The organism is Allokutzneria multivorans, from assembly GCF_039537405.1.
GTDB classification, from domain to species: Bacteria; Actinomycetota; Actinomycetes; order Mycobacteriales; family Pseudonocardiaceae; genus Allokutzneria; species Allokutzneria multivorans.
Genome location: NZ_BAABAL010000013.1, coordinates 15,720 through 34,026, shown reverse-complemented (window position 1 = coordinate 34,026; position 18,307 = coordinate 15,720). Strand labels below are relative to the sequence as shown.

At 69.8% G+C, this 18,307-nt stretch carries 22 protein-coding genes; 9 read left to right on the top strand and 13 right to left on the bottom strand.

Going from position 1 to position 18,307, the window contains the following annotated elements; translation table 11 throughout:
• The first annotated feature begins 29 nt into the window (after nt 1-29).
• Together ABD798_RS18535 and ABD798_RS18530 are read left to right on the top strand one after the other, a co-directional pair.
• Nucleotides 30-818, top strand: a complete 789-nt coding sequence (locus ABD798_RS18535) for an arginase family protein (protein ID WP_344876431.1) — start codon at nt 30-32, stop codon at nt 816-818.
• 46 nt (nt 819-864) lie between these two features.
• A complete protein-coding gene (locus tag ABD798_RS18530) occupies nt 865-1,647 on the top strand; it encodes an alpha/beta fold hydrolase (protein WP_344876429.1) in 783 nt (260 codons plus the stop codon).
• A 6-nt stretch (nt 1,648-1,653) separates the two neighbouring features.
• Here ABD798_RS18530 and ABD798_RS18525 read toward each other — a convergent pair whose 3' ends face one another.
• Nucleotides 1,654-2,247, bottom strand: a complete 594-nt coding sequence (locus tag ABD798_RS18525; RefSeq protein WP_344876427.1) for a TetR/AcrR family transcriptional regulator — start codon at nt 2,245-2,247, stop codon at nt 1,654-1,656.
• 145 nt (nt 2,248-2,392) lie between these two features.
• Between ABD798_RS18525 and ABD798_RS18520 the strand changes: the two genes are divergently transcribed.
• Nucleotides 2,393-3,034 carry an O-methyltransferase gene (locus tag ABD798_RS18520; RefSeq protein WP_344876425.1) on the top strand — a complete coding sequence of 214 codons (642 nt, stop codon included), beginning with the start codon at nt 2,393-2,395 and terminating at the stop codon, nt 3,032-3,034.
• Here ABD798_RS18520 and ABD798_RS18515 read toward each other — a convergent pair.
• Together ABD798_RS18515 and ABD798_RS18510 are read right to left on the bottom strand one after the other, a co-directional pair.
• On the bottom strand, nt 3,018-3,587 hold the full coding sequence (locus tag ABD798_RS18515) for a hypothetical protein (protein ID WP_344876423.1): 570 nt from the start codon (nt 3,585-3,587) through the stop codon (nt 3,018-3,020). The genes ABD798_RS18520 and ABD798_RS18515 overlap by 17 nt on opposite strands.
• Before the next feature lie 31 nt (nt 3,588-3,618).
• Nucleotides 3,619-4,125 carry a GNAT family N-acetyltransferase gene (locus ABD798_RS18510; RefSeq protein WP_344876421.1) on the bottom strand — a complete coding sequence of 169 codons (507 nt, stop codon included), beginning with the start codon at nt 4,123-4,125 and terminating at the stop codon, nt 3,619-3,621.
• 97 nt (nt 4,126-4,222) lie between these two features.
• Here ABD798_RS18510 and ABD798_RS18505 point away from each other — a divergent pair, with 97 nt between their 5' ends.
• Nucleotides 4,223-4,948 carry a hypothetical protein gene (locus ABD798_RS18505; protein ID WP_344876419.1) on the top strand — a complete coding sequence of 242 codons (726 nt, stop codon included), beginning with the start codon at nt 4,223-4,225 and terminating at the stop codon, nt 4,946-4,948.
• A 60-nt stretch (nt 4,949-5,008) separates the two neighbouring features.
• Here the strand turns inward: ABD798_RS18505 and ABD798_RS18500 are convergent, their stop codons facing one another.
• From ABD798_RS18500 to ABD798_RS18470, 7 genes are all read right to left on the bottom strand, one after another.
• Nucleotides 5,009-5,563, bottom strand: coding sequence for an EF-hand domain-containing protein (locus ABD798_RS18500; protein ID WP_344876417.1), 555 nt, complete (start codon nt 5,561-5,563; stop codon nt 5,009-5,011).
• Between the two features lie 60 nt (nt 5,564-5,623).
• The gene (locus tag ABD798_RS18495) at nt 5,624-6,733 is read right to left on the bottom strand and encodes a WS/DGAT/MGAT family O-acyltransferase (protein WP_344876415.1); all 1,110 of its coding nucleotides are present in this window, start codon (nt 6,731-6,733) and stop codon (nt 5,624-5,626) included.
• Nucleotides 6,715-7,497 carry a methyltransferase domain-containing protein gene (locus ABD798_RS18490; protein ID WP_344876413.1) on the bottom strand — a complete coding sequence of 261 codons (783 nt, stop codon included), beginning with the start codon at nt 7,495-7,497 and terminating at the stop codon, nt 6,715-6,717. The genes ABD798_RS18495 and ABD798_RS18490 overlap by 19 nt, the downstream gene beginning before the upstream one ends.
• Nucleotides 7,494-9,632 carry a cytochrome P450 gene (locus ABD798_RS18485; RefSeq protein WP_344876411.1) on the bottom strand — a complete coding sequence of 713 codons (2,139 nt, stop codon included), beginning with the start codon at nt 9,630-9,632 and terminating at the stop codon, nt 7,494-7,496. Before ABD798_RS18485 ends, ABD798_RS18490 begins: the two co-directional genes overlap by 4 nt.
• An 82-nt stretch (nt 9,633-9,714) precedes the next feature.
• Nucleotides 9,715-10,284 carry a DUF4865 family protein gene (locus ABD798_RS18480; RefSeq protein WP_344876409.1) on the bottom strand — a complete coding sequence of 190 codons (570 nt, stop codon included), beginning with the start codon at nt 10,282-10,284 and terminating at the stop codon, nt 9,715-9,717.
• 11 nt (nt 10,285-10,295) lie between these two features.
• Nucleotides 10,296-10,829 carry a TetR/AcrR family transcriptional regulator gene (locus ABD798_RS18475; protein WP_344876407.1) on the bottom strand — a complete coding sequence of 178 codons (534 nt, stop codon included), beginning with the start codon at nt 10,827-10,829 and terminating at the stop codon, nt 10,296-10,298.
• Nucleotides 10,830-10,864: 35 nt separating this feature from the next.
• A complete protein-coding gene (locus ABD798_RS18470; protein WP_344876405.1) occupies nt 10,865-11,437 on the bottom strand; it encodes a cadmium resistance transporter in 573 nt (190 codons plus the stop codon).
• A 33-nt stretch (nt 11,438-11,470) separates the two neighbouring features.
• On the opposite strand from ABD798_RS18470, the gene ABD798_RS18465 reads away from it, so the two are divergent.
• The 4 genes from ABD798_RS18465 (at nt 11,471) to ABD798_RS18450 (ending at nt 15,322) form a co-directional block, all read left to right on the top strand.
• Nucleotides 11,471-12,154 (top strand): SDR family NAD(P)-dependent oxidoreductase, encoded by a 684-nt coding sequence (locus ABD798_RS18465; protein WP_344876403.1) that lies wholly within the window; start codon nt 11,471-11,473, stop codon nt 12,152-12,154.
• A gap of 538 nt (nt 12,155-12,692) precedes the next feature.
• Entirely contained in the window at nt 12,693-13,913 is a 1,221-nt protein-coding gene (locus ABD798_RS18460; RefSeq protein ID WP_344876401.1) for an HNH endonuclease signature motif containing protein, read from the top strand.
• A 20-nt stretch (nt 13,914-13,933) separates the two neighbouring features.
• The gene (locus tag ABD798_RS18455) at nt 13,934-14,509 is read left to right on the top strand and encodes a suppressor of fused domain protein (RefSeq protein ID WP_344876399.1); all 576 of its coding nucleotides are present in this window, start codon (nt 13,934-13,936) and stop codon (nt 14,507-14,509) included.
• Between the two features lie 3 nt (nt 14,510-14,512).
• Nucleotides 14,513-15,322 carry a class I SAM-dependent methyltransferase gene (locus ABD798_RS18450; RefSeq protein WP_344876397.1) on the top strand — a complete coding sequence of 270 codons (810 nt, stop codon included), beginning with the start codon at nt 14,513-14,515 and terminating at the stop codon, nt 15,320-15,322.
• A gap of 177 nt (nt 15,323-15,499) precedes the next feature.
• Here ABD798_RS18450 and ABD798_RS18445 read toward each other — a convergent pair whose 3' ends face one another.
• Together ABD798_RS18445 and ABD798_RS18440 are read right to left on the bottom strand one after the other, a co-directional pair.
• Complete coding sequence (locus ABD798_RS18445; protein WP_344876396.1) at nt 15,500-16,150, bottom strand: HD domain-containing protein; 651 nt, start codon at nt 16,148-16,150, stop codon at nt 15,500-15,502.
• A gap of 33 nt (nt 16,151-16,183) precedes the next feature.
• On the bottom strand, nt 16,184-16,624 hold the full coding sequence (locus ABD798_RS18440; protein ID WP_344876394.1) for a MarR family winged helix-turn-helix transcriptional regulator: 441 nt from the start codon (nt 16,622-16,624) through the stop codon (nt 16,184-16,186).
• Nucleotides 16,625-16,863: 239 nt separating this feature from the next.
• Between ABD798_RS18440 and ABD798_RS18435 the strand changes: the two genes are divergently transcribed.
• Nucleotides 16,864-17,241 (top strand): hypothetical protein, encoded by a 378-nt coding sequence (locus ABD798_RS18435; RefSeq protein WP_344876392.1) that lies wholly within the window; start codon nt 16,864-16,866, stop codon nt 17,239-17,241.
• On the opposite strand, the gene ABD798_RS18430 is transcribed toward ABD798_RS18435, so the two are convergent.
• Entirely contained in the window at nt 17,238-18,200 is a 963-nt protein-coding gene (locus tag ABD798_RS18430; protein ID WP_344876390.1) for a tyrosine-type recombinase/integrase, read from the bottom strand. The two genes, ABD798_RS18435 and ABD798_RS18430, sit on opposite strands and share 4 nt — an antisense overlap.
• Between the last annotated feature and the right edge of the window lie 107 nt (nt 18,201-18,307).

Here is an 18,307-nt window from a genome sequence, read left to right as displayed (position 1 = left end):
TTGTCGGGGGTCGTGCATATGCTTCGGCGATGACCACTGTTCTCTGCGTGCCGCAATGGCAAGGTTCGGCCGCGCCCAACGCCCCGCGTCTGGTGGCGGGCGCGCGGCGGGTGGCTGAGCTGGTGCCGTGCGACACGCGCGTCACGCTGCCCGTGCGGGAGACGGCGGGGGAGCGCGATGGCGGTGTGCGCTCCTTCGACGTGATCGAGGAGAACACCGCGCTGATCAGGAAAGCGTTGGCGGGCACGGACGACTTCGTGGTCACCGTCGGCGGGGACTGCGGTGTTGACCTCGCCCCGGTCGCGGCGGCGCACGCCCGCTACGGCGACGAGCTGACCGTGCTGTGGATCGACGCGCACCCCGACCTGTACACCCCGCAGACGCTGCCGTCCGGGGCGTTCCACGGGATGGTGCTGCGCACGCTCCTCGGCGACGGGCACGCCTCCCTCGTCCCGGACCGACCGCTGCGGCCGGAGCAGGTGATCTTCACCGGGCGCCGCGCCGGGGACGACTCGGAGCTGGAGTACCTTGCGCGCCAAGGCATGCGCTCGCACGGCGTGCCGGACTTCGAGGCGGCGTTGGAGGGGATCCGAGGTCCCGTCTACGCACACATCGACCTCGACGTGCTGGAGCCGACCGTGTTCGCGTCGATGTGCTACCCCGAGCCAGCAGGTGTTGCGCCGCAACGACTCATCGACCTCGTGTCCGCTGTGGACGGTCTCGTGGGAGCCGCGATCACCGAGTACGCGCCCGCCGATCCCGCCGATGAGGCCGAAGCCGAGATCATCCGCCGTGTCGGCGCGGCCCTGCGTCACTGAGGGACTGTGGGACTGTGGGACTGAGGGGTTGACCGAAGTGAATCATGTGATCTCCCGGGACGGCACGAAGATCGCTGTCACTCGCGAGGGCGTGGGTCCTGGTGTCGTGCTGGTCGGCGGCGGGCTGGACGACGGCGCCGAGAACGCGCCGCTGGCCGCCGTGCTGGCGGAGCGGTTCACCGTCGTCAACTACGCCCGTCGAGGCCGGGGCGGCAGTTCCGACAGCCCGCTCTACGCGGTCGAGCGCGAGGTGGAGGACCTCGCGGCCGTGATCGAGGCGGCAGGGGGAGCGGCGCACGTGTTCGGCATGTCCTCCGGTGGCGCGCTCGTCCTGGAGGCCGCCGCCTCCGGCGTGCCGATCATCAGCCTCGCCGTCTACGAGGTGCCCTTCGACATGGGCGCGGACTGGCCGCCGCTGTGGCGCGCCTACGTCGAGCGCGTCAGCCTCGCCGTCGCGGAGAACCGCCCCGACGACGCGCTGGAGCTGTTCATGCGCCTCGCCGAGACTCCCGCTGAGGAGATCGTCGGGCTCCGCGCCTCGCCGTGGTGGGAGAGCCTGCTCGCGCTCGCGCCGACCCTCGCCCACGACGCCGCCTGCCTGGGAACCGGCCAGCCCCGGCGGCTCGCCGAGATCACCCAGCCCGCGCTCGTGCTGACCGGCGATGCCCGCTACCCCGGTTCACCACGGTGGATCCGCGCCCTGGACCCCGCCGCCGACGCCCTCGCCTCGGGTATCGCCTCCGCTCGGCGCGGCACCCTGGCCGGTCAGTCGCACACCCCGGACCCGGGCGTGCTCGCTCCCGTGCTGGCGGATCACTTCACGAGCTGACCCGCCTCAGCTGACCCGTCTCAGGCACGCGTCGACGAGGGCATCGGTGAAGCCCTCGTCGACCGCGCCGCCGGTCACCAGCGCGCGGTAGTAGATCGGCCCGACGAGCTGATCGACCTCCGCCGCGATGTCGAGGCTGTCGGGAAGCTCCCCGCGCTCCACCGCGCGTTCGAGCGCCAGCTTGTCGCGGCTGAGCTGCTCGTCCAGGTAGCGCGTCCGCAGCACGGCCGCGAAGTCCACGTCGTGCTGCGCGTGCCCCAGCAGCGCCCGCAGCACCGCGCCCGCGTCGGTGCGCGTGAGGAAGTACGCCAGGTTTCGCAGGTAGTGCCGAAGGTCGCGCTCCAGGCTCCCGTGGTCCGGTACCGGCAGGTCCTCGGCCAGGTCCTGGAGGAAGGCGTCCAGCAGGATGTCGGTCTTCGTGCTCCACCAGCGGTAGATCGTCTGCTTCGAGACCCCCGCGCTCGCCGCGATCGCCTCGATCGTCAGCCCCGCGAAACCCTTCTCCACCAACAGATCGTCGGCCGCCTCCAGCACCGCGAGCCGCGCCTGCTCGCTCCGCCCGTGCCGGTTCCCGTGATGCCGCGCCGCGTTCTCCGCCATTCCGACCTCCCGCGCTCACCCTAGATCCCTCGCCGCCGCCACCTCCGCGCCGAGGGTTTGCCGCAGTTGAAGACCAGCAGACCTCCCCGCCCGGTCCCACAACGCGAGCTAGACGAGACGAGACGTTGCGTCTACTCTAGAACGCATGACGACCCTTCGCGACCCCCGAGTCGCCTCCGCCCTCGACCGTCTCTTCGCTCGCGCTGACGAGGACGACGAGCGCCTGCAAGGCTCCTGGACCGCCGACTTCGCGACGTCGACGCCGCAGGAGCAGGCCGACGCCGCCGCCGAGGTGGTCATGCCGATCTCCGCCGCGGGCGGGCGCATGCTCTACGCGCTGGTCCGCGCGATCCGCCCGGCGCGCGTGGTCGAGTTCGGCACGTCGTTCGGGATCTCCGCGCTCCACCTCGGCGCCGCCGTGCGCGACAACGGCTCCGGGCACGTCGTGACGACGGAGCTGAGCGCGAGCAAGGCGGCCTCGGCGCGCGAGACCTTCGCCGAAGCGGGGCTGGACGACGTGATCACCGTGCTGGTCGGGGACGCGCGGGAGACCCTCGCCGACGACGAGCCGGTCGACTTCGTGCTGCTCGACGGCTGGAAGGACCTGTGCCTGCCCGTGCTGCGACTCCTCGAACCACGGCTCGCCCCCGGCACGCTGGTCGTGGCCGACGACATCGACATGCCGTCGATGAAGCCGTACCTCGACCACGTCCGCGACCCGAGGAACGGCTACGAGTGCGTGACCTTCCCCGTCGAGGACGGCATGGAGATCAGCTGCCGGACCTGAGCCACACCTCTCGCCACCGGTGAACCGTGCCGACGCGGCGGACTGCGGTGGGGCCGACCGGGTCGACGCCGCAGTCCGGGCACGGCGCGTCCTCCGTGAGCGCCCGCGCGCACGCCCGGCACTGCGCGGTGAGGTCAACGCCGGACTCGAACGCGGAGATCACCCGGCGCAGCACCACATCCAGCCGTTCGGTCGGGTGCTTCTCGAAGTCGGGGCAGTAGGCGACCAACCCGGCCCACGCGTGCCAGGGATCGGCCCGGCGGGGAACTCTGCGCCCGCTCGCCTTCTCCCGACGGCGTAGCGCCGCGTGCTCCTCGCTCTTGCTCCGCCAGACGGCGCGGGCCTGCTCCAGTTCGTCCACCGCACGCACGAGCGAGTCAAGGTCGTCTTCGAGCAGTCTCGGCACGTTGGCGCTGACGATCACGTGGTGCCAGGTCGCGCGGAACCCGTACGGCTGAAAGCACTTCACGCACTCCCGCAGCGCCATCAACCGATCGCGTGGCGTGAGGCCGGGCTCGCGAACGCGTCGCGCCGAAGTCGGAAAGCCCGTCACGACGGGAGTCCGTCAGCCCGCACGTGGTGGATCACGACGCCCGCCTCTCGTAGATGATCTCCAGGCCGTCCTCGTCGTCCCACTGCTCGCCGACCTCGGCGAAACCGTATCCGGCCACGAGGTCGTACGACGCCGTGTTTTCCGGACTGATCGTGACGCGGACGGTGTGCACGAGCGGCTCATCGGCGGCCCTGCGCAGCAACGCCTCCAGCGCTGCGCGGGCGTAGCCGCGCCTGCGGTGCGCGGGGTCGACGGCGTACCCGATCTCCACCATCCCGGTCGAGTCCGGCGGACCGTGGTACCCGGCGCGCCCAACGGCCAGCTCCCGCTCGGCGTCCCAGATGACGCCGGTGACCCAGTCCGCGCTCGCCGGATCTTCGGCGACCTGGGCGCTGCGCATGCGCCACACGCTCCGCCACTCCGGCCCGGCGAAGTACTCCGAGAGCGGCACCGGGCTCGCCGCGTTGGCCGTCGTGAGATCCCCGGCGGCGAGCGCGTCGAACACGACGCCGCTCAAGTGCACGATCCGAACCGTCATTCCCGCCAGGATAGGGAGATCTACTCAAGCTTGCGGGCAGTGCGCGTGGATAGCGTGCGTCGTGCCTTCCAGACGCTTAGCTCTCCTCGGTGCCACCGTGCTCCTGACCTCGTGCTCCGCCCCGCCCGGGGACGCGACGACCGACCGCCAGGCCGTGACGTTGGCCGACGCGATCAGCTACCCGCGCCAGGACTCGGCGATGGACTTCGCGCGGGCGGCACTGGCGGTGTGGAAGGGCGACGGCAAGCTGGCGGTGTTGGAAGTCAAGGAGATCCCGGTGCCCGACCGCAGTCCCTCGAAGCAGTTCGCGCGCCTGGTGATCCGCATCCACCGCCCGGCGGTCGAGCCCGTGATGTTCTCTCCCCGCAAACCAGAGCTGAACGCCTGCTACGGCATGGACTTCAACTACTACGGCATCATCGGTGAGCCGGAGCGCGTGTCCTGCCCCGCAACGGCCACCCCCGTCACGCCGCCGCCCACGCGCGGCACGAGCATCCCGAAGGGCGCTGAGGAAGCGATCCGCCAAGTCCTGTCGACCCTGCCACCCACGCCGACCGAAGCCCAGGTGCGCGACGCGGTCGGCAAGGGGATGCCCGCGCCGCACGTCAACCCCGACACGAAGCTCGCCGACCACCTGCCAGGAGTCGACGTCCTGGTCAAGGGCGAGAAGGTCGGCGTTTCACTGAGATCCGGTTCCGGCGACGGCCTCAGCTGTCTGATCGGATCCCGGAAGGGCGGCAAGGTCGAGGTGGGCTACCTGTCGCGCGTCCAGGCGATGCCCGGCGAACTCGGGTGCTCGGCGGGCACCGCGCTCGGCCGCTGAACCCGTTTCGCACTCCTAGCGGCGCCGACCCCGCTGGGAGTGCGAAACGGAGAAATCCACCTACAGCGGCCCGTACAGCCAGTTGCCGTCGGCGTCGGGGTTGTCGCTGGTGAAGTACTCCGCCGCCGCGGTGCGGATCTCCTCGATGCTCAGCTCCCCGTCACCGTCGTGGTCGAGGCGGTCGAACGCCTGCCCCATCTCCTCGACCGAGACCCCGCCGAGCGGTCCGCCGATCTGGACGTACTCTTCGCGGCTGATGAGGCCGTCGTCGTCGGTGTCGAAGAGGGCGAACCACGCGACGACGGTGTCGTTGAGCGCCTCGACCAGCGATTCTCCGTCCTCCGCGATGGCCACCCGGACCCCGCGCTCGTACCCGGCGGGGGAGAGACGGCCGCCGGACTCCTCGGCCATCTGGCTCAGGTGCGCGTCCCAGATGTTGCTCAGCGCCGCGCGCAGGTCGCGCATCTTGTCCGGCACGGCGGCGAAGGGCACGGCGAGCGCGTCGGCGAGCGCGGGCATGTCCTCGGCCGTGAGGTGCCCGTCCCGGTCGGCGTCGAGGATGTCGAACATGCGCCGCAACTTGAGGCTGAGCACGGAGGCGACGTTCGTGGTCATGGCGGTTTCTCCCTGTCGAGTTGCCCGGAGCCGCCCCGTCGCGGCGTCCGTGGATCGGGGTCACACGAGGCGGTTCGCCCAGTGCTCCGGCACGGCGAGCAGAGCGCCGCGCGCGGTGTCGGCCACCGCCGCGCACCGGAGGTTCTCCGGCGTGCGGGTGAAGGAGATGTAGGCGGGGAAGCCCTCGAAGACGTTGAGCGTCATCCCGGCGGCGCGCATCTCCGCGCCGAACAGAGTGTGGTGCTGCGGAAGGGAAACACTGCTGACGGTGAACGGTGTCGCGCGCGGAGCCAGCGTCGCGCGGAACAGCCGTACGCCCGGCCGCAGCGAGCCGGGCACCTTCAGCGCCAAGCGGAGGGCATCACGCTGGCGGGTCTCGCGGACCTTGTCGGTGTGCCCGCGCACAAGGGAAACCGCGTCGTCCCATGACCGGAGTGCGTGCGGGAGCCGCAGACGGTACACCGCGAGTCGGTTGCCGAGGTGGAAACGTTCCTGCGGTGTCCTCGTCGAAACGGCCACGCACACCACGACATCGCGCCGCGCGCGCTCCGGGACGCGGGCGCGTTGCCACTCGCCCAACGCGAGCCCGAGCGCGGCGACGCTGACATCGTTGACGCTCACGCCGTAGTTGTCGGCCTTGGCGCGCAAGGCTTTCACCGGCACGTCCCGGTATGCCGAGCGCGCACCCGCGTCCGGCCGCGGAATCGGTGCCCACGGAGATCGGTGCGTCAGCAAGCCGGTGAAGTCCTTGAACGCCCGCGCCAAGCCACGAACGGTCGGCATCGCCGCAGTGTGCAGACGATCGCCTTCGCCAGGGGAATCCGGTAGTAGCGCCGCCGCCACGTGGCTCAGGCCGACGCCGTCGATGAAGCCGTGATGGGCGCGGAGGCAGACCCGGAAGCGATCACCGCTGGTGATCAACCACAGGTCCCAGAGCGCTCGCCCGAACGGCCGTCGCGCGATGCGGTCGGTCTCCTCGTCGAGGTCGCCGTGCGCGTGGAAGACACCGGCGCCGGGAGGCAGGACCGAGCGTTCGGCAACCCGACGCGCCAGAAGCTCAAGAGCAGGCGCTTTCCCTTGGTAGTCAAGGGAGAACGTGATAACGGGCTGATCGTCGCCGGTGAAGGACAGCAGGGCTCGATCAAGCAGGTTCACGGTCGCCTGCCGCACGCGGTGACCATGGCGACGCCGACATCGCGGAAGCCGGGAGAGCGGTGCAGCGCGCGCATGGCCTCGACGTCCTCCGGGGACACCGTTCCCAGGGCGAGCTGAGCGCTGATCGACTGCTCGAAGGTCGCCGTCCAGAAGGCGTCGGTTGCGCTGCCGTCGCCGATGACACCCGGGGTGAACCGCGACCTCACGTCTTGCAAACCGTTGGCGCGCAAACGGTCTGGCAGGGAGTCCGCCCAGCGCATGTCGCTGCCCATGGTGGTGCGGTGCAGCTCCTCACCCGCCTTGGTGATCTTGCGGAGCAGGTCGTGCGGCGAGTCGTCGACCGGGCGCACGGTGAGGTCTTCGACGACGAGCCAACCGCCTGGCCGCACCCACTGGGCCGCGCGGGCGAGGACCTTCTCGCGCTCCGGCAGGTGGAACAGCAGGGCGCGCGCGTGCACGAGGTCGAAGGACGCGGGCGGGAAGTCCTCGGTGACCACGTCGTGCCGGAGTACTCGCACCGGCGCGCCAGGCGGAAAAGTCAGGAAGCGGGTGTCGGTGTCCGTGGCGACGACGCGCCCCAGAGGTCGGTGGTCGGCGAGCCACGCGGCGATCGACCCGGCTCCCGCGCCCAGATCCAGGCAGCCAGCTTTCTCTGGAAGTGAAAGGCTTTCAAGGACTTCAACGGTGGCGGGATCGAATGCCGCTTCGAGCGTGCCGAGCCGTGAGCGCTCGCCAGGAACGCCATGCGCCACGTAGCTGTTCCCGTATCGCGCGCTCACAAGATCACATCCAAACGGGGCGGGCAGCGCTTGATGAAGCCGGTCGGCACGGGTGCGGAACCGGAGGCCCAGCGCAGGTCGGGAAAGGCTTCGAGCAGCGCCCGCACCCCGGTGGTCAGCTCCGCCCTGACCAGGTGGGACCCGAGGCAGAAGTGCCGTCCAGCGCCGAAAGCGACGTGCGAGGAGGCGGCGCTGTACTCGCGGTCGAGGCCGTCAGGACGGTGCAGGTCGAACTCGTCAGGGCGCTCGAACCGGCGCGGGTCGCGGTTGGCGGAGCCGATCAGGCACGCGACCGTGGCCCCGGCCGGAACGGTCCCGGACGGTAGCTCGACGGCCTCGGCGGCTTGGCGCAGCACGACGTGCGTCGGCGGGTCGCGGCGCAGGGTCTCGACGAGCGCGCGGTCGAGCAGCTCCGGATCGCCGAGCACCGCGTCCCTGACCCCGGGCTCGTCGAGCACGTTGACGATCATGTTGGTCAGGCCCGCCGTGCTGGTCTCGCTGCCCGCCGTGAGCAGGATGGCGCAGCAGCCCCGGACGTACTCCGCCGACAGCGGCTGCCCGTCGACCTCGGAGCTGAACATCGCGGAGATGAGGTCGTCACCCGGGTCGGCGCGCCGGGCCTCCAGGTGGGGTCGCAGGTAGTCGTAGAAGGTGTCGCGGCTGGCCAGCCCGTAGGTCAGCATTCCGGGGTCCTGCCGGTAGTTGCCGAGGTAGGAGAAGCCGACCCTGGTCCAGCCGCGCATCCGCTCGACCTGCTCGGCGGTGTCGGCGGGCAGCCCGAGCACCCGGGCGATCACGCGCACGGGAAGCGGTCCCGAGAAGTGCTCGACGAGGTCGACGCGCCCGCCGTTGCCGTCCGCGTGCTCGCGCAGCCCTTCGACCAGCGAGGCGGCGACCTCGGTGATCGATTCGTGCAGGACGGCCAGCGCCCGGCTGCGGAACTGCGGCGTGAGCAGCGCGCGGTGCGCCGTGTGCTCGCGGCCGTCCATGGAGATGAGGCTGTGCCCCAGCAACGGCGAGATCTGCCAGGTGTAGTTGGCGTTGGTGAACCGGCTGTCGGTCAGCGCGGCGCGCACGTCGCCGTGCCGGCTCAACAGCCACGTGTCGGTGGGCTCGTCGTAGGTGAGGGGGTGATGAGCGCGCAGGCGTTCGTACAGCGGGTGCGGGTCGACCTCGAACTGCCGCGACTTCAACGTCGGCGGTGTCTGTCCACTGTGGACCGTGCGCTGCTCGGGGACCCCGGCTTGGAGGTGGTAGCGCGAGGTCGTCCGGTGCCAGTCGGCGCAGGCGCTCATCACCTCTTCCAAGCGCCGCGTCGCCGGTTGCCGCGCGAAGGTGTTCGCCGCGGTCGTGAGCATGGCGTTGGCGGCGTCGACCGCTGCTTGCAGGGTCAGCCCGCGCTCGTGCGCGAGCACCGTCACCAGGTTGAACCGCTCGCCGAGGACCATGTCCTTCGCGACGGAGTGGATGTCGTTGGTCCACGACACGATGTCGGCGGCCTGTTCCCGCAGTGCTTCCCGGTGCGGTTCGGTGCCGTCCGCCGCCTCGATCAGGTCGAAGAACAGCAGCGCCCCGAAGGTGTGCCGCCGAAGGAGCACGTAGTCATCGACGCCGATGTCCGTTGTTGTCGAACGAATTCGCACGAGTTCGCGCTGCGCGTCCAGGTGCTGGAGGAGGTGTGCGCGCAGCCGCTCCAACCACGCGCTGTCGGCGAGGCTCGCCGTGCGCGGCCACAGGTCCTGCGCGAGCACGGTGACCATCGGATCGCGGAGGTCGTCCTGTTCTCCGCCGGTGACCGCCCGCACGGCCTCGGTGAAGCGGTCGAGGACGCCGTTCTCCGCCCACGGCCCGTCGTCGATCCGGTCGTCGAGGACCACCGCCCACAGGAACCAGTCCATGAGCACGGCGGCACCCGCCGCCGGAGCCGTCCCCGTGAGCGCAACGCCCAAGCCCAGCAACGAGGTCTCGGCCAAGCGCTGGCCACCCCGAGGGCCGATCAGCCCGTGCCGTTCGCCCCAGTGGATCGCCCGCGCCCGAAGCTCTTCGCCGTCAGGGCGCGGCGAAGGTGCGTGGAACGGCAAGCGCACGTCGGGAACGGTGAACGAATCGGAGCTGACCAGGCTCGATGAAGACACGCCATCACGCTACGTCGGAGAATTTCCGTTGCGGGGATGTTCACCGGGTCGCTCACTTCGTATAGGCAAAGAACGGACGCCGTCACCAGGACGGACCTTCCGGAAGATCACCCAGACCTGGGAAGGACAGGTGCAGCACCTGGTAACGCTCGCCTTCGGTCTCCTGCGGTGCCTCCTTCCACAGCACGAAGCGCAGGAGCTGCCAGTGGAGCGGGTCGACGGCGAGCGCGGCGGTGTGCACGTCCTCGTGCTGGGCCAGTTCGCGAAGCGCGTCGATCTCCCGCTCGATGTCCTCGTCGAGCGTGCTCAGACGGCGGGAAGCAGCCTTGGGGGTGGCGTTGCGGGCCGGGCCCGCGTGGCACGCGACGCCGGTCCAGTGCAGCACGGCCGGGCGGCCGAAGTCGCGAACGATGTTCTGGAATCCGCCGCCACCAACGAGAAAGCGCGCCATCTCCCCGGTGTCGTTCCACAGGTAGAAGGGCGCATACTCGTTGACCGGCGATCCGTCCACGCCGCGCTCGCGGATCAGGTACGCCTTCAGCCCGAGACCTTCGCGGTCATCGAGGAAGTGGCCCTTGTCGGCGACGCGCTTGCGAATGATCTCCATGTCGTAGTCGGCTGGCAGCGGGATCGGATACTGCTTCGCGTACATCCGCGGTCTCCTCAGCGTGCGGCGAGCAGGGTGAGCACTCCGTCGATCGCCGCCGTGAACGGCTCGACGGAGTCGGCGGCGCGGGCCAGGACGTAGCCGCCTTGCAGCACCGCGACGACGGTGGCGGCGATGGCTTCGGGGGCCGGATCGATCTCGCGCAGGACCTCGGCCAGGCGCTGCCGGAGCCACGCCAGCGTTTCCTCGATCGGCGCGCGCAGCCTCGGGTCGGCCATGACGTCCGGGTCCTGGGTGAGGCGGCCGATCGGGCAGCCCTTGAGCACATCGCGCTCGCGCCGCAGGTAGGCCGTGACGCGCTCGATCGCGGTCCCAGGGGCGCAGAGGTGCTCCTCGGCCCTGGCGCGCAGGTCCTCGGCGGTGCGGGTGATCGCGGCCAGCGCGAGGTCCGGCTTCCCGGCGAAGTGGTGGTACATGCTGCCCTGCCCGGCCCCGGCACGCTGCTGGATCGCCTTCGGGCTCGTGCCCGTGTAGCCGCGTTCCCACAGCAGTTCGCGGGTGCTCTCGATCAGTCGGTCGGCTGTGCTCACGCCGCCGACTATACATACTAGTAGGTACAGAAACGCTAGAGTCCGCCTTCGACCAGGATCAGCACGCCGATGCCGATCAGCACGACCGGCAGCAGGACGTGCCCCCAGCGCGCCAGGGCTCGCGCCACCACCGGCCGCGTCGCGAAGAACTTGCCGAGCGCGCACCACACCCCGACCAACACCAGGAAGACCACCACGAACACGATCAGCGCGGCCGTCCCCGCGTTGGCGAAGACCGGCACGTAGACGCCGACGTTGTCCCCGCCGTTGGCGAAAGTCACCGCGGCCACGGCCAGCGCCGTCGGCCCGCCGCTCGCGCTCTGCTCGTCGTCGTCGGGCCCGCGCCACGCCTGCCATGCGGCGCGCACGCCGAGCAGCAACGGCAGCAAACCCAAGTAGGGCAACACCACTGGCGGCAGCAGTCCGGCGCCGAGCGCCCCGGCGACCGAGATCGCCAAGATCGCCGCGAAGCCCAGGTACTGGCCGATGACCACCTTCGCCGTGCTGTTTCCCGCCGCCTGCCCGAAGAACACCGCCAGAATCACGATGTCGTCCACGTTGGTCACCGCGAACATGCCGACGGCCTGACCGAGCACTCCGAGATCCACTCGCGCACCGTACTCGCGGCCTAGAGTCGCCCCGTGACTGAACGAGTGGCAGTGGTGACCGGCGCGGCCGGAGGAATCGGCGCGGCAACCGTCGCGGAGCTGCGGGCGAGAGGATGGGCGGTCGCCGGAGTCGACCTCGCACCGTCCACAGCGGACTCCAGCCACATCGTGGACCTCCGCTCGCCTGATGTTTTCTCCGACCTGCTCGACGACGTCGAAGCCCGGTTGGGGCGCGTGACCGGCTTGGTGAACGCGGCGGGCCTGTATCGCGCCGTTGCTCTGCCGGAGACCACGAGCGACTACGCCGCCGACGTCATGGCCGTGAACGTCACCGCGCCGATCATGTTGTGCCGCGAGGTGATCTCACGTGCGGGCGGCGGAGTGTCGATCGTGAACGTGACGTCGGTGGTCGGGCGGATCGGCAGCCACGACCCGTGTTACGGGGCGTCCAAGGGAGCGCTGATCTCGTTGACGAAGGGGTTGGCATCGTCGTACGGGAAGTCCGGCGTGCGGGTGAACGCGGTGGCACCCGGGGTGATCGAGACCGGGATGGCCCGGAGCATTCCGGCTGAGCGGTTGGAGCGGTACCTGGAGACGATTCCGGCCGGGCGGTTGGGGGAGGGGCGGGAAGTGGCTTCGGTGATCGGGTTCCTGTTGTCGGAGGAAGCTTCTTATGTGAACGGGACGGTTGTGGATGTGAACGGCGGGTTGGCGTAGTTCGGTTTTGGGCTTTTGGCTTTTGGTGTGGGTCGGCTGGGTTTTCTGGTCGGGGGACGGCTGGGCTTCCAGTGGGGGGACGGCTGGGCTTCCTGGTGGGGACGGCTGAACTTCCAGTGGGGGTACGGCTGGGCTTCCTAGTGGGGGACGGCTGGGCTTCCAGCAGGGGAACGGCTGGTGTCTTAGCTCTTTCCAGCGGGGTGCGGCCGCGCTTCCCGGTTGGGTTGGGTGCGTGGGGCGCGTGGGTTGCTGCGTGGGGGTCGGCTTGACCTGGGGGCCCCTTGCGCGTGCCGTCATGGGCCGGACGGGCACGGTGAAGGATCACCGGCCCACGCCAGCAAGCGTATGGCACGCGCACCCCAGGTAAAGCCGACCCGGTTTCGCAGGCGCCTGGCAGTCTTGTTGTGGTTTTTGGGGTGATGTCGACGGAGTCGACGGGCGGAAAGCGTTGTGGCTCAACGTGATTCACTCGTTGGGGACAGGATCTCGATCTTCGAATTTGAGATAATAGAGGGAGACAACCGCAGGGGGGATTCTGTTGAGTGCCAAGGCCATTATCGCTTTGCTGAAACGCTACCTCGCGCGTGGGGACACCTACCGGTTCACCGGCGATCCGCTGTTGGATGAGCTACGGAACTTCGAGACCATCGCCACCCTCGCCGTCGCCGCCAGCACCGATCTTGCCACCGAGGCCCAGTCTCAGGGGTTGTATGCGGATCAGGGGTGTAAGGACTTGACGGTGTTACTGCGGACCGCCTTGAAACTGGCGCCTGAGGACGCCCGGCGCCGCAGTCGTCTTGTGCGGGAACTCCCGTCGCTGCCGTTGGCGAAGGAAGCGATGTATACCGGGACGATCAGCCCCCGCCATGCTCTGGTCATCTCCGATGCCGTCGCGAAGATCCCGGAGGATCGTGCGGTTGAGGCCGAGGAAGCCCTGGTGAAGCATGCGCCCCTGTTGAATCCGCGTCAGTTGATGTATGTGGGCAAACGCATCCGCACCCAACTCGACCCCGAAGGCGCCTACCGCGACGAACAGGAGAACATCGCGCAACGGTCGGTGAAGATGGGTAAAGACCACAACGGGTGGTTGCACTTCACCGGCATCCTCCCACCCGTCGAGGGTGCCGCCGTGGAAGCGGCGTTGCACGCGTTGGCCAGCCCTCGCAGTGGGGAAGACACCCGCACCCCCGAACAGCGCTACGCCGACAGTCTCACCGAAGCCATGAAAATCGCCCTCGCGACCAGGGAGTTGCCGAGCAGCGGCGGACAAAGGCCGCAGATCATCATCACCATCCCCTACCACGCCCTGCTCACCGCGATCGGGTTCGGCGACACCTCCTGGGGCGGGCCCCTCTCCGCCCACCTCATCCGCGAAATGGCGTGCGACGCCAACATCGTCCCCGCCGTACTCAGCGGGAAGAACGTGCCGTTGAACCTCGGACGGTCGAAGAGGACCGCCTCACCCGGGATGCGGACCGCACTCGCGGTGCGGGACAAAGGATGCGCCTTCCCCGGATGCGACCGGCCCCCGGCATGGACAGAAGCCCACCACGTCGTGCACTGGCTCGACGGCGGACCCACAGACCTCGACAACATGGTCCTGCTCTGCACACATCACCATCACGTCATGCATCAGCAGGGGTGGGAGATCGTCTTCGAGCAGGGGTTGCCGACCTTCATCCCGCCACGCTGGGTCGACCCGGACCAGAAACCCCTGCGCAACATCAGAGTCGAACTCGACCTCGCGGAGCACGGGTAGAGCTCTGAGAAGCTTGCGCGGTGAACGATGCGGAGCGGGAAGCCGTCGAAGCGGTGGAAGCACACGTGCGGGCCTTCTTCGAAGGGCACGAGGTGGACGCGATCGACCTCGACCTCGGGACGCGGCGGGACGTGGTGCCGGAACTGAGAGTGCTCGTGATCGGGCCAGGACCGCGCGGTGGGAGCTGGGCATACGTGACCGCAGGGTGCTGGTCACTGGTGCAGGAAGACGGTCACGGGATCGAGTTCGTGATGACCTCGGCGGTCCGCGACCAGAGGTTCATCGAGCTCATGGAAATGATCGCCTACTACCACTGCGGCGGGCACCAGCTCGACGTGGAACACAGCCTGCCGATCGGTGAACCGTGGGTGCCGGGCTCGACCTGCGACCAACTGCTGGTCAGCCTGCCCTACCTGCACGGGCCTGACCTGGAGATCTGCCCGGTACCAGGAGGCCACGCCCGGATCCTGTGGACCCTGCCGGTCACCACGGCCGAGATCGAGTACCGCCGCGAACACGGGCACGAAGCCCTGGAACAACTCTTCGACGAAGCGGCGATCAACCCCACCGACCCGTTCCGCGCCTCGGTGGCCTGAACCATGTGGCAGTGGGACCCCTCCCTGTACACCGGCAGCGCGGCCTACTACGCGCGCGGACGCATCGCCTACCCGGAAGCGGTGGCCGACGCGCTCGTCATCGAACTGGGACTCGACGGAGCCGGGCGACTGCTCGACGTGGGTTGCGGGCCGGGATCACTGACCTTGTTGCTGGCCAACGCCTTCGAACAAGTCGTGGGGGTTGACGCGGACGCGGGGATGATCAACGAAGCCGCTGCGGCAGGGGTGCGCAACGCGCGGTGGCTGTGCATCCGCGCGGAAGAGCTGCCCGCCGGGCTCGGCCGGTTCCGGGTGATCACCTTCGCGCAGTCGTTGCACTGGATGGACCGGCCGAAGGTCCTGGCGGCGGCGCGCGACATGCTCGAAGCCGGTGGAGTGTGCGCGCACGTGCACGCCACGACCCATCGAGGCGTGGACACGGACGTGGAACTGCGGCACCCGGTCCCGCCACACGCGGAGATCGCGGAGCTGGTGCGTCAGTACCTCGGCCCGATCCGGCGCGCGGGCCGAAGCAGCCTCCCGGACGGGACAGCCGGGGGAGAAGCGGAGATCTACCGAGCCGTCGGCTTCACCGGGCCGAAACGGATCGTGGTCCCGGGCCGCGCGGTCGTCCGCGAGCTGGAAGACGTTGTGGCAGCGGTCTTCTCGCTGTCCAGCTCCACGCCACACCTGTTCGGCCAGCGCCGTGCCGAGTTCGAGTCGGAGCTGCGCGAACTCCTGCGCGGCGCCAGCACGAACGGAGTGTTCAGCGAGTGGGCGCGCGAAGTGACGATCGACCTCTGGGAGCCGTAGGCCCTGTCCTGTAAGTCGTCAGGTTCGCCGGTCTTCAACGACAGCAAACCCCGTAAGACCGCAGGGTTTGCGGCGGTTAGCGATGATCAACAGGGGGGTTTGCTGGTCTTGAAGACACCCCAACCCCCGGCGGCACCGTGACCGGGATGCACGGCGCAACCGCTTGCAGGACAGGGCCTAGCCCTGCCAGCCGACGTGGTCGTTCCAGCTCGGCTCCCGCGCCATCAGGTCGTGCCACGTGGGCCACTGCTCGCCGGTGGCCTGGCGCACCAGCTCCCCGGGCAAGGTGAACGGAGGAGCCTTCTGCGGCTTGGCCAACGCCTGATCGACGATCGCCTTCTGCAGCACCGCGGCGCCGTGCAGGCGGGGGAACTCGGCGTGCACGCGCTCGGCATAGCCCTCGGGCAGCGGGTGGCGGCGGTTCGGGCCCAGGTCGTAGCCCGCGCCGAGCGTCACCAGCGCGATCTCCGGCCGCTTGCGCTGGGCGACCTCGAAGCACAGGTGCAGCGCGATCGCGTCCCAGACGACCTCGACCCGATCCGCGGCGAGGCCCCGCTCAGACAGGAACCGCGCGGCCAGGTCCGCGCCGTCGATGTCGAAGCTCTGGTCGCCGTCACCCTCCTCGCTGAGCCCGACGTCGTGCAGCACGCAGCCGAGGAACAGCAGCTCGTCGTCGTAGTCGAGCCCGGCGCGCCACCCCCGGCGCTCACCGAGGAAACGGCCGTAGAGGTAGGTGCGCATGCTGTGGTTGAAGATCGCGGGCGCTTCGACGCGCCGGGCGAACCGCACGGCCTCCAACGCCAACTCGGTCTGCGGGAACTGGTCCACGGCGGAGCCTCCAAGCTTCAGGGTGCCTGAAGCTTACCCTGAACCTTCAGGCAAACTGAAGGCGGCGCGCACGGCCTCGCCGAGCCGCCGCCGCACCGGGTCCGCTCCGGGGCCGAACAGGCGCTCGTCGACCTCGGCGCTGGCCTCGCGCGCGGCGCGCAGCAGCCGGGCGCCCTCCTCGGTCAGCTCGATCGTCGACGCCGTGCCCGCCCGCGCGGTGTGGTCGAGCACGAGACCCGCCGCCACGAGCCCCTTCACGGCGCTGTGCGCGGACTGCACGGAGATCCCGGACATCCGCGCCAGATCGCTGAAGGACGCACCCGGTACACCCGCGATGTGGCCGAGCAGACCGAGCCTGCGCACCGTGAGCTCCAGCGGGGCGAGCGCCGTGGTCAGTTCGTCCTCGATCTGCCTGGCCAGCGCCAGGAGCACGATCGAGGTGCTCGTCACGGGCGGGCCGTTCTCCGTCGTCACCGCGACAGTCTGCCGGGTGCGCCGTCCCGTGGTGCGCGGGACACGTGGTCGATCAGGCGCCGCTGATGCTGAGGCGCCAGAAGATCTACTCGCGCTCGCACCACGCCCCGCCACCGGTACCGCGGATCTCGGCGGCGCGGAGAGGGGGCCTCCTGGGTGCGTCACGGGAACCAGGGGCGTGACGGTCCGGACGGCTCAGCGGGGCGAAATCGATTCTCACGCCTCCTACGCTGGAGCGCATGGCACGGCGGAGCCCGCAGGAGAAGAAGGCCCTCAGCTACGAGAGGGACCGGCGCAACGACTACGGCGAGAACGACAAGAGCTCGCGCAAGAACATCCGGCGCAACAAGCAGTTGCCGAACCGTGCTGACCGGCACCGCGAGCGCGGGCTGTTGGCCGCCGCGACGGGACCGGTCGAGCTGGAGGCGGCCGAGCGCGCCGAGATTGCGCTGCACAGCAAGAAGTCGATGTGGGACACGAAGCGGTGGCGCAAGTGGCGGGACAGCCCGCTGCGCGATGTCGTGATCTACAAGCTGCGCCGCCGCGCCGCGCTGGGGATGCTCGACCCGGATGAGAGCGAGCGGCGCGTGGATCGCGTCCGCCGCCGCGCGCGTTAGCGTTCACGGGACACCAACGGGATCAGTGCCTGCTGGCCGTAGTCCTGCCAGTCGGGGTCGTAGCCGTCCGCGTCCTCGGGCAGGGCGAGCTGCCGGGGTGCGGCGGCGGTGGTGCGCAGTTCCTCCACGGTCGGTAAGGCGACGGGAAGTCCTTGTGCGGCAAGGGCTCCGGCCGTGCGCGAGAGCTGAATGGGCGTGATCCCCCTGCCGAGGCCGGCCCGGTGCGTGGCGCGGGCGACGAGCCGTGTCAGCTCGATCGCGGCCAGCGGCCGGGGTTGCACGGGGTGGACGAACACCTGGCGGTGGCCGGTGTCGGGGCGCTCGGCGAGCCAGGCGCTGATCAGGCCCAGCACGGGTGGTGGCAGCGGGACGAAGCGCGCGCGGTCGCGGATTCCGCCAGCGCGGCGGATGTCGCGCAGAGTCGCGGCGGTGATGCGTTCGGGCCTCCAGTGCAGGCACAGCATCAGGCTCACCATGCTCGCGCCGAGTGCTCCACCGAGCCATGGATCGCGGTGAGCCTGCTCAACGACCGCGCGCAGCGCTGCCGCGCCGAGCTCGGGTGGTCGGCGGCGTGGGTGCGGGACGTAGGAGGCGACCGAGTCGATCGCGCGTGCTTGGCGAACGGGGTTGTCCACCACCAGGCCGACGCCGGCGCAGTAGCGGTAGAAGGAGCTCAGCGCGGTGGCCGCGGTGGCGACGGTGTTGCGGCAGCGCACCGGGAACTCCTCGTCGCCGAAATCGTGGCGGCGAGCGGAGAGCGCTCGGCAGTAGTCCACGACGTCGTCCGCGCGGGCGCCGAGGAGGTGGCGCCGCTGGTGCAGCAGCAACCACAGTGCGAACGCGCCGACCTGGCGGCTGTAGCGGACGCGGGTGTGGCGGGAGGCCAGGGTGGCCAACCACGCGGAGACCAGCCGCACGAAGCCCGCGGTGGTGACCGGAGAGCGCGAGGGATCTTCCATGTCGACGATGGTGGCACCCACCCCTGACAAAGTGCGCTGACCAGCGCAAACGGTCATTTCAGCCGGATTTCACCGGCTCCCCATACGGTCCGCTCCACCCCGTTGAG

What these genes read in the sequence shown, in the direction of transcription:
- ABD798_RS18535 (WP_344876431.1), top strand. Translation starts at nt 30, where the DNA reads ATGACCACTGTTCTCTGCGTGCCGCAATGGCAAGGTTCGGCCGCGCCC.
- ABD798_RS18525 (WP_344876427.1), bottom strand. Translation starts at nt 2,247, where the DNA reads ATGGCGGAGAACGCGGCGCGGCATCACGGGAACCGGCACGGGCGGAGC.
- ABD798_RS18520 (WP_344876425.1), top strand. Translation starts at nt 2,393, where the DNA reads ATGACGACCCTTCGCGACCCCCGAGTCGCCTCCGCCCTCGACCGTCTC.
- ABD798_RS18510 (WP_344876421.1), bottom strand. Translation starts at nt 4,125, where the DNA reads ATGACGGTTCGGATCGTGCACTTGAGCGGCGTCGTGTTCGACGCGCTC.
- ABD798_RS18500 (WP_344876417.1), bottom strand. Translation starts at nt 5,563, where the DNA reads ATGACCACGAACGTCGCCTCCGTGCTCAGCCTCAAGTTGCGGCGCATG.
- ABD798_RS18480 (WP_344876409.1), bottom strand. Translation starts at nt 10,284, where the DNA reads ATGTACGCGAAGCAGTATCCGATCCCGCTGCCAGCCGACTACGACATG.
- ABD798_RS18450 (WP_344876397.1), top strand. Translation starts at nt 14,513, where the DNA reads ATGTGGCAGTGGGACCCCTCCCTGTACACCGGCAGCGCGGCCTACTAC.
- ABD798_RS18435 (WP_344876392.1), top strand. Translation starts at nt 16,864, where the DNA reads ATGGCACGGCGGAGCCCGCAGGAGAAGAAGGCCCTCAGCTACGAGAGG.
- ABD798_RS18430 (WP_344876390.1), bottom strand. Translation starts at nt 18,200, where the DNA reads ATGGAAGATCCCTCGCGCTCTCCGGTCACCACCGCGGGCTTCGTGCGG.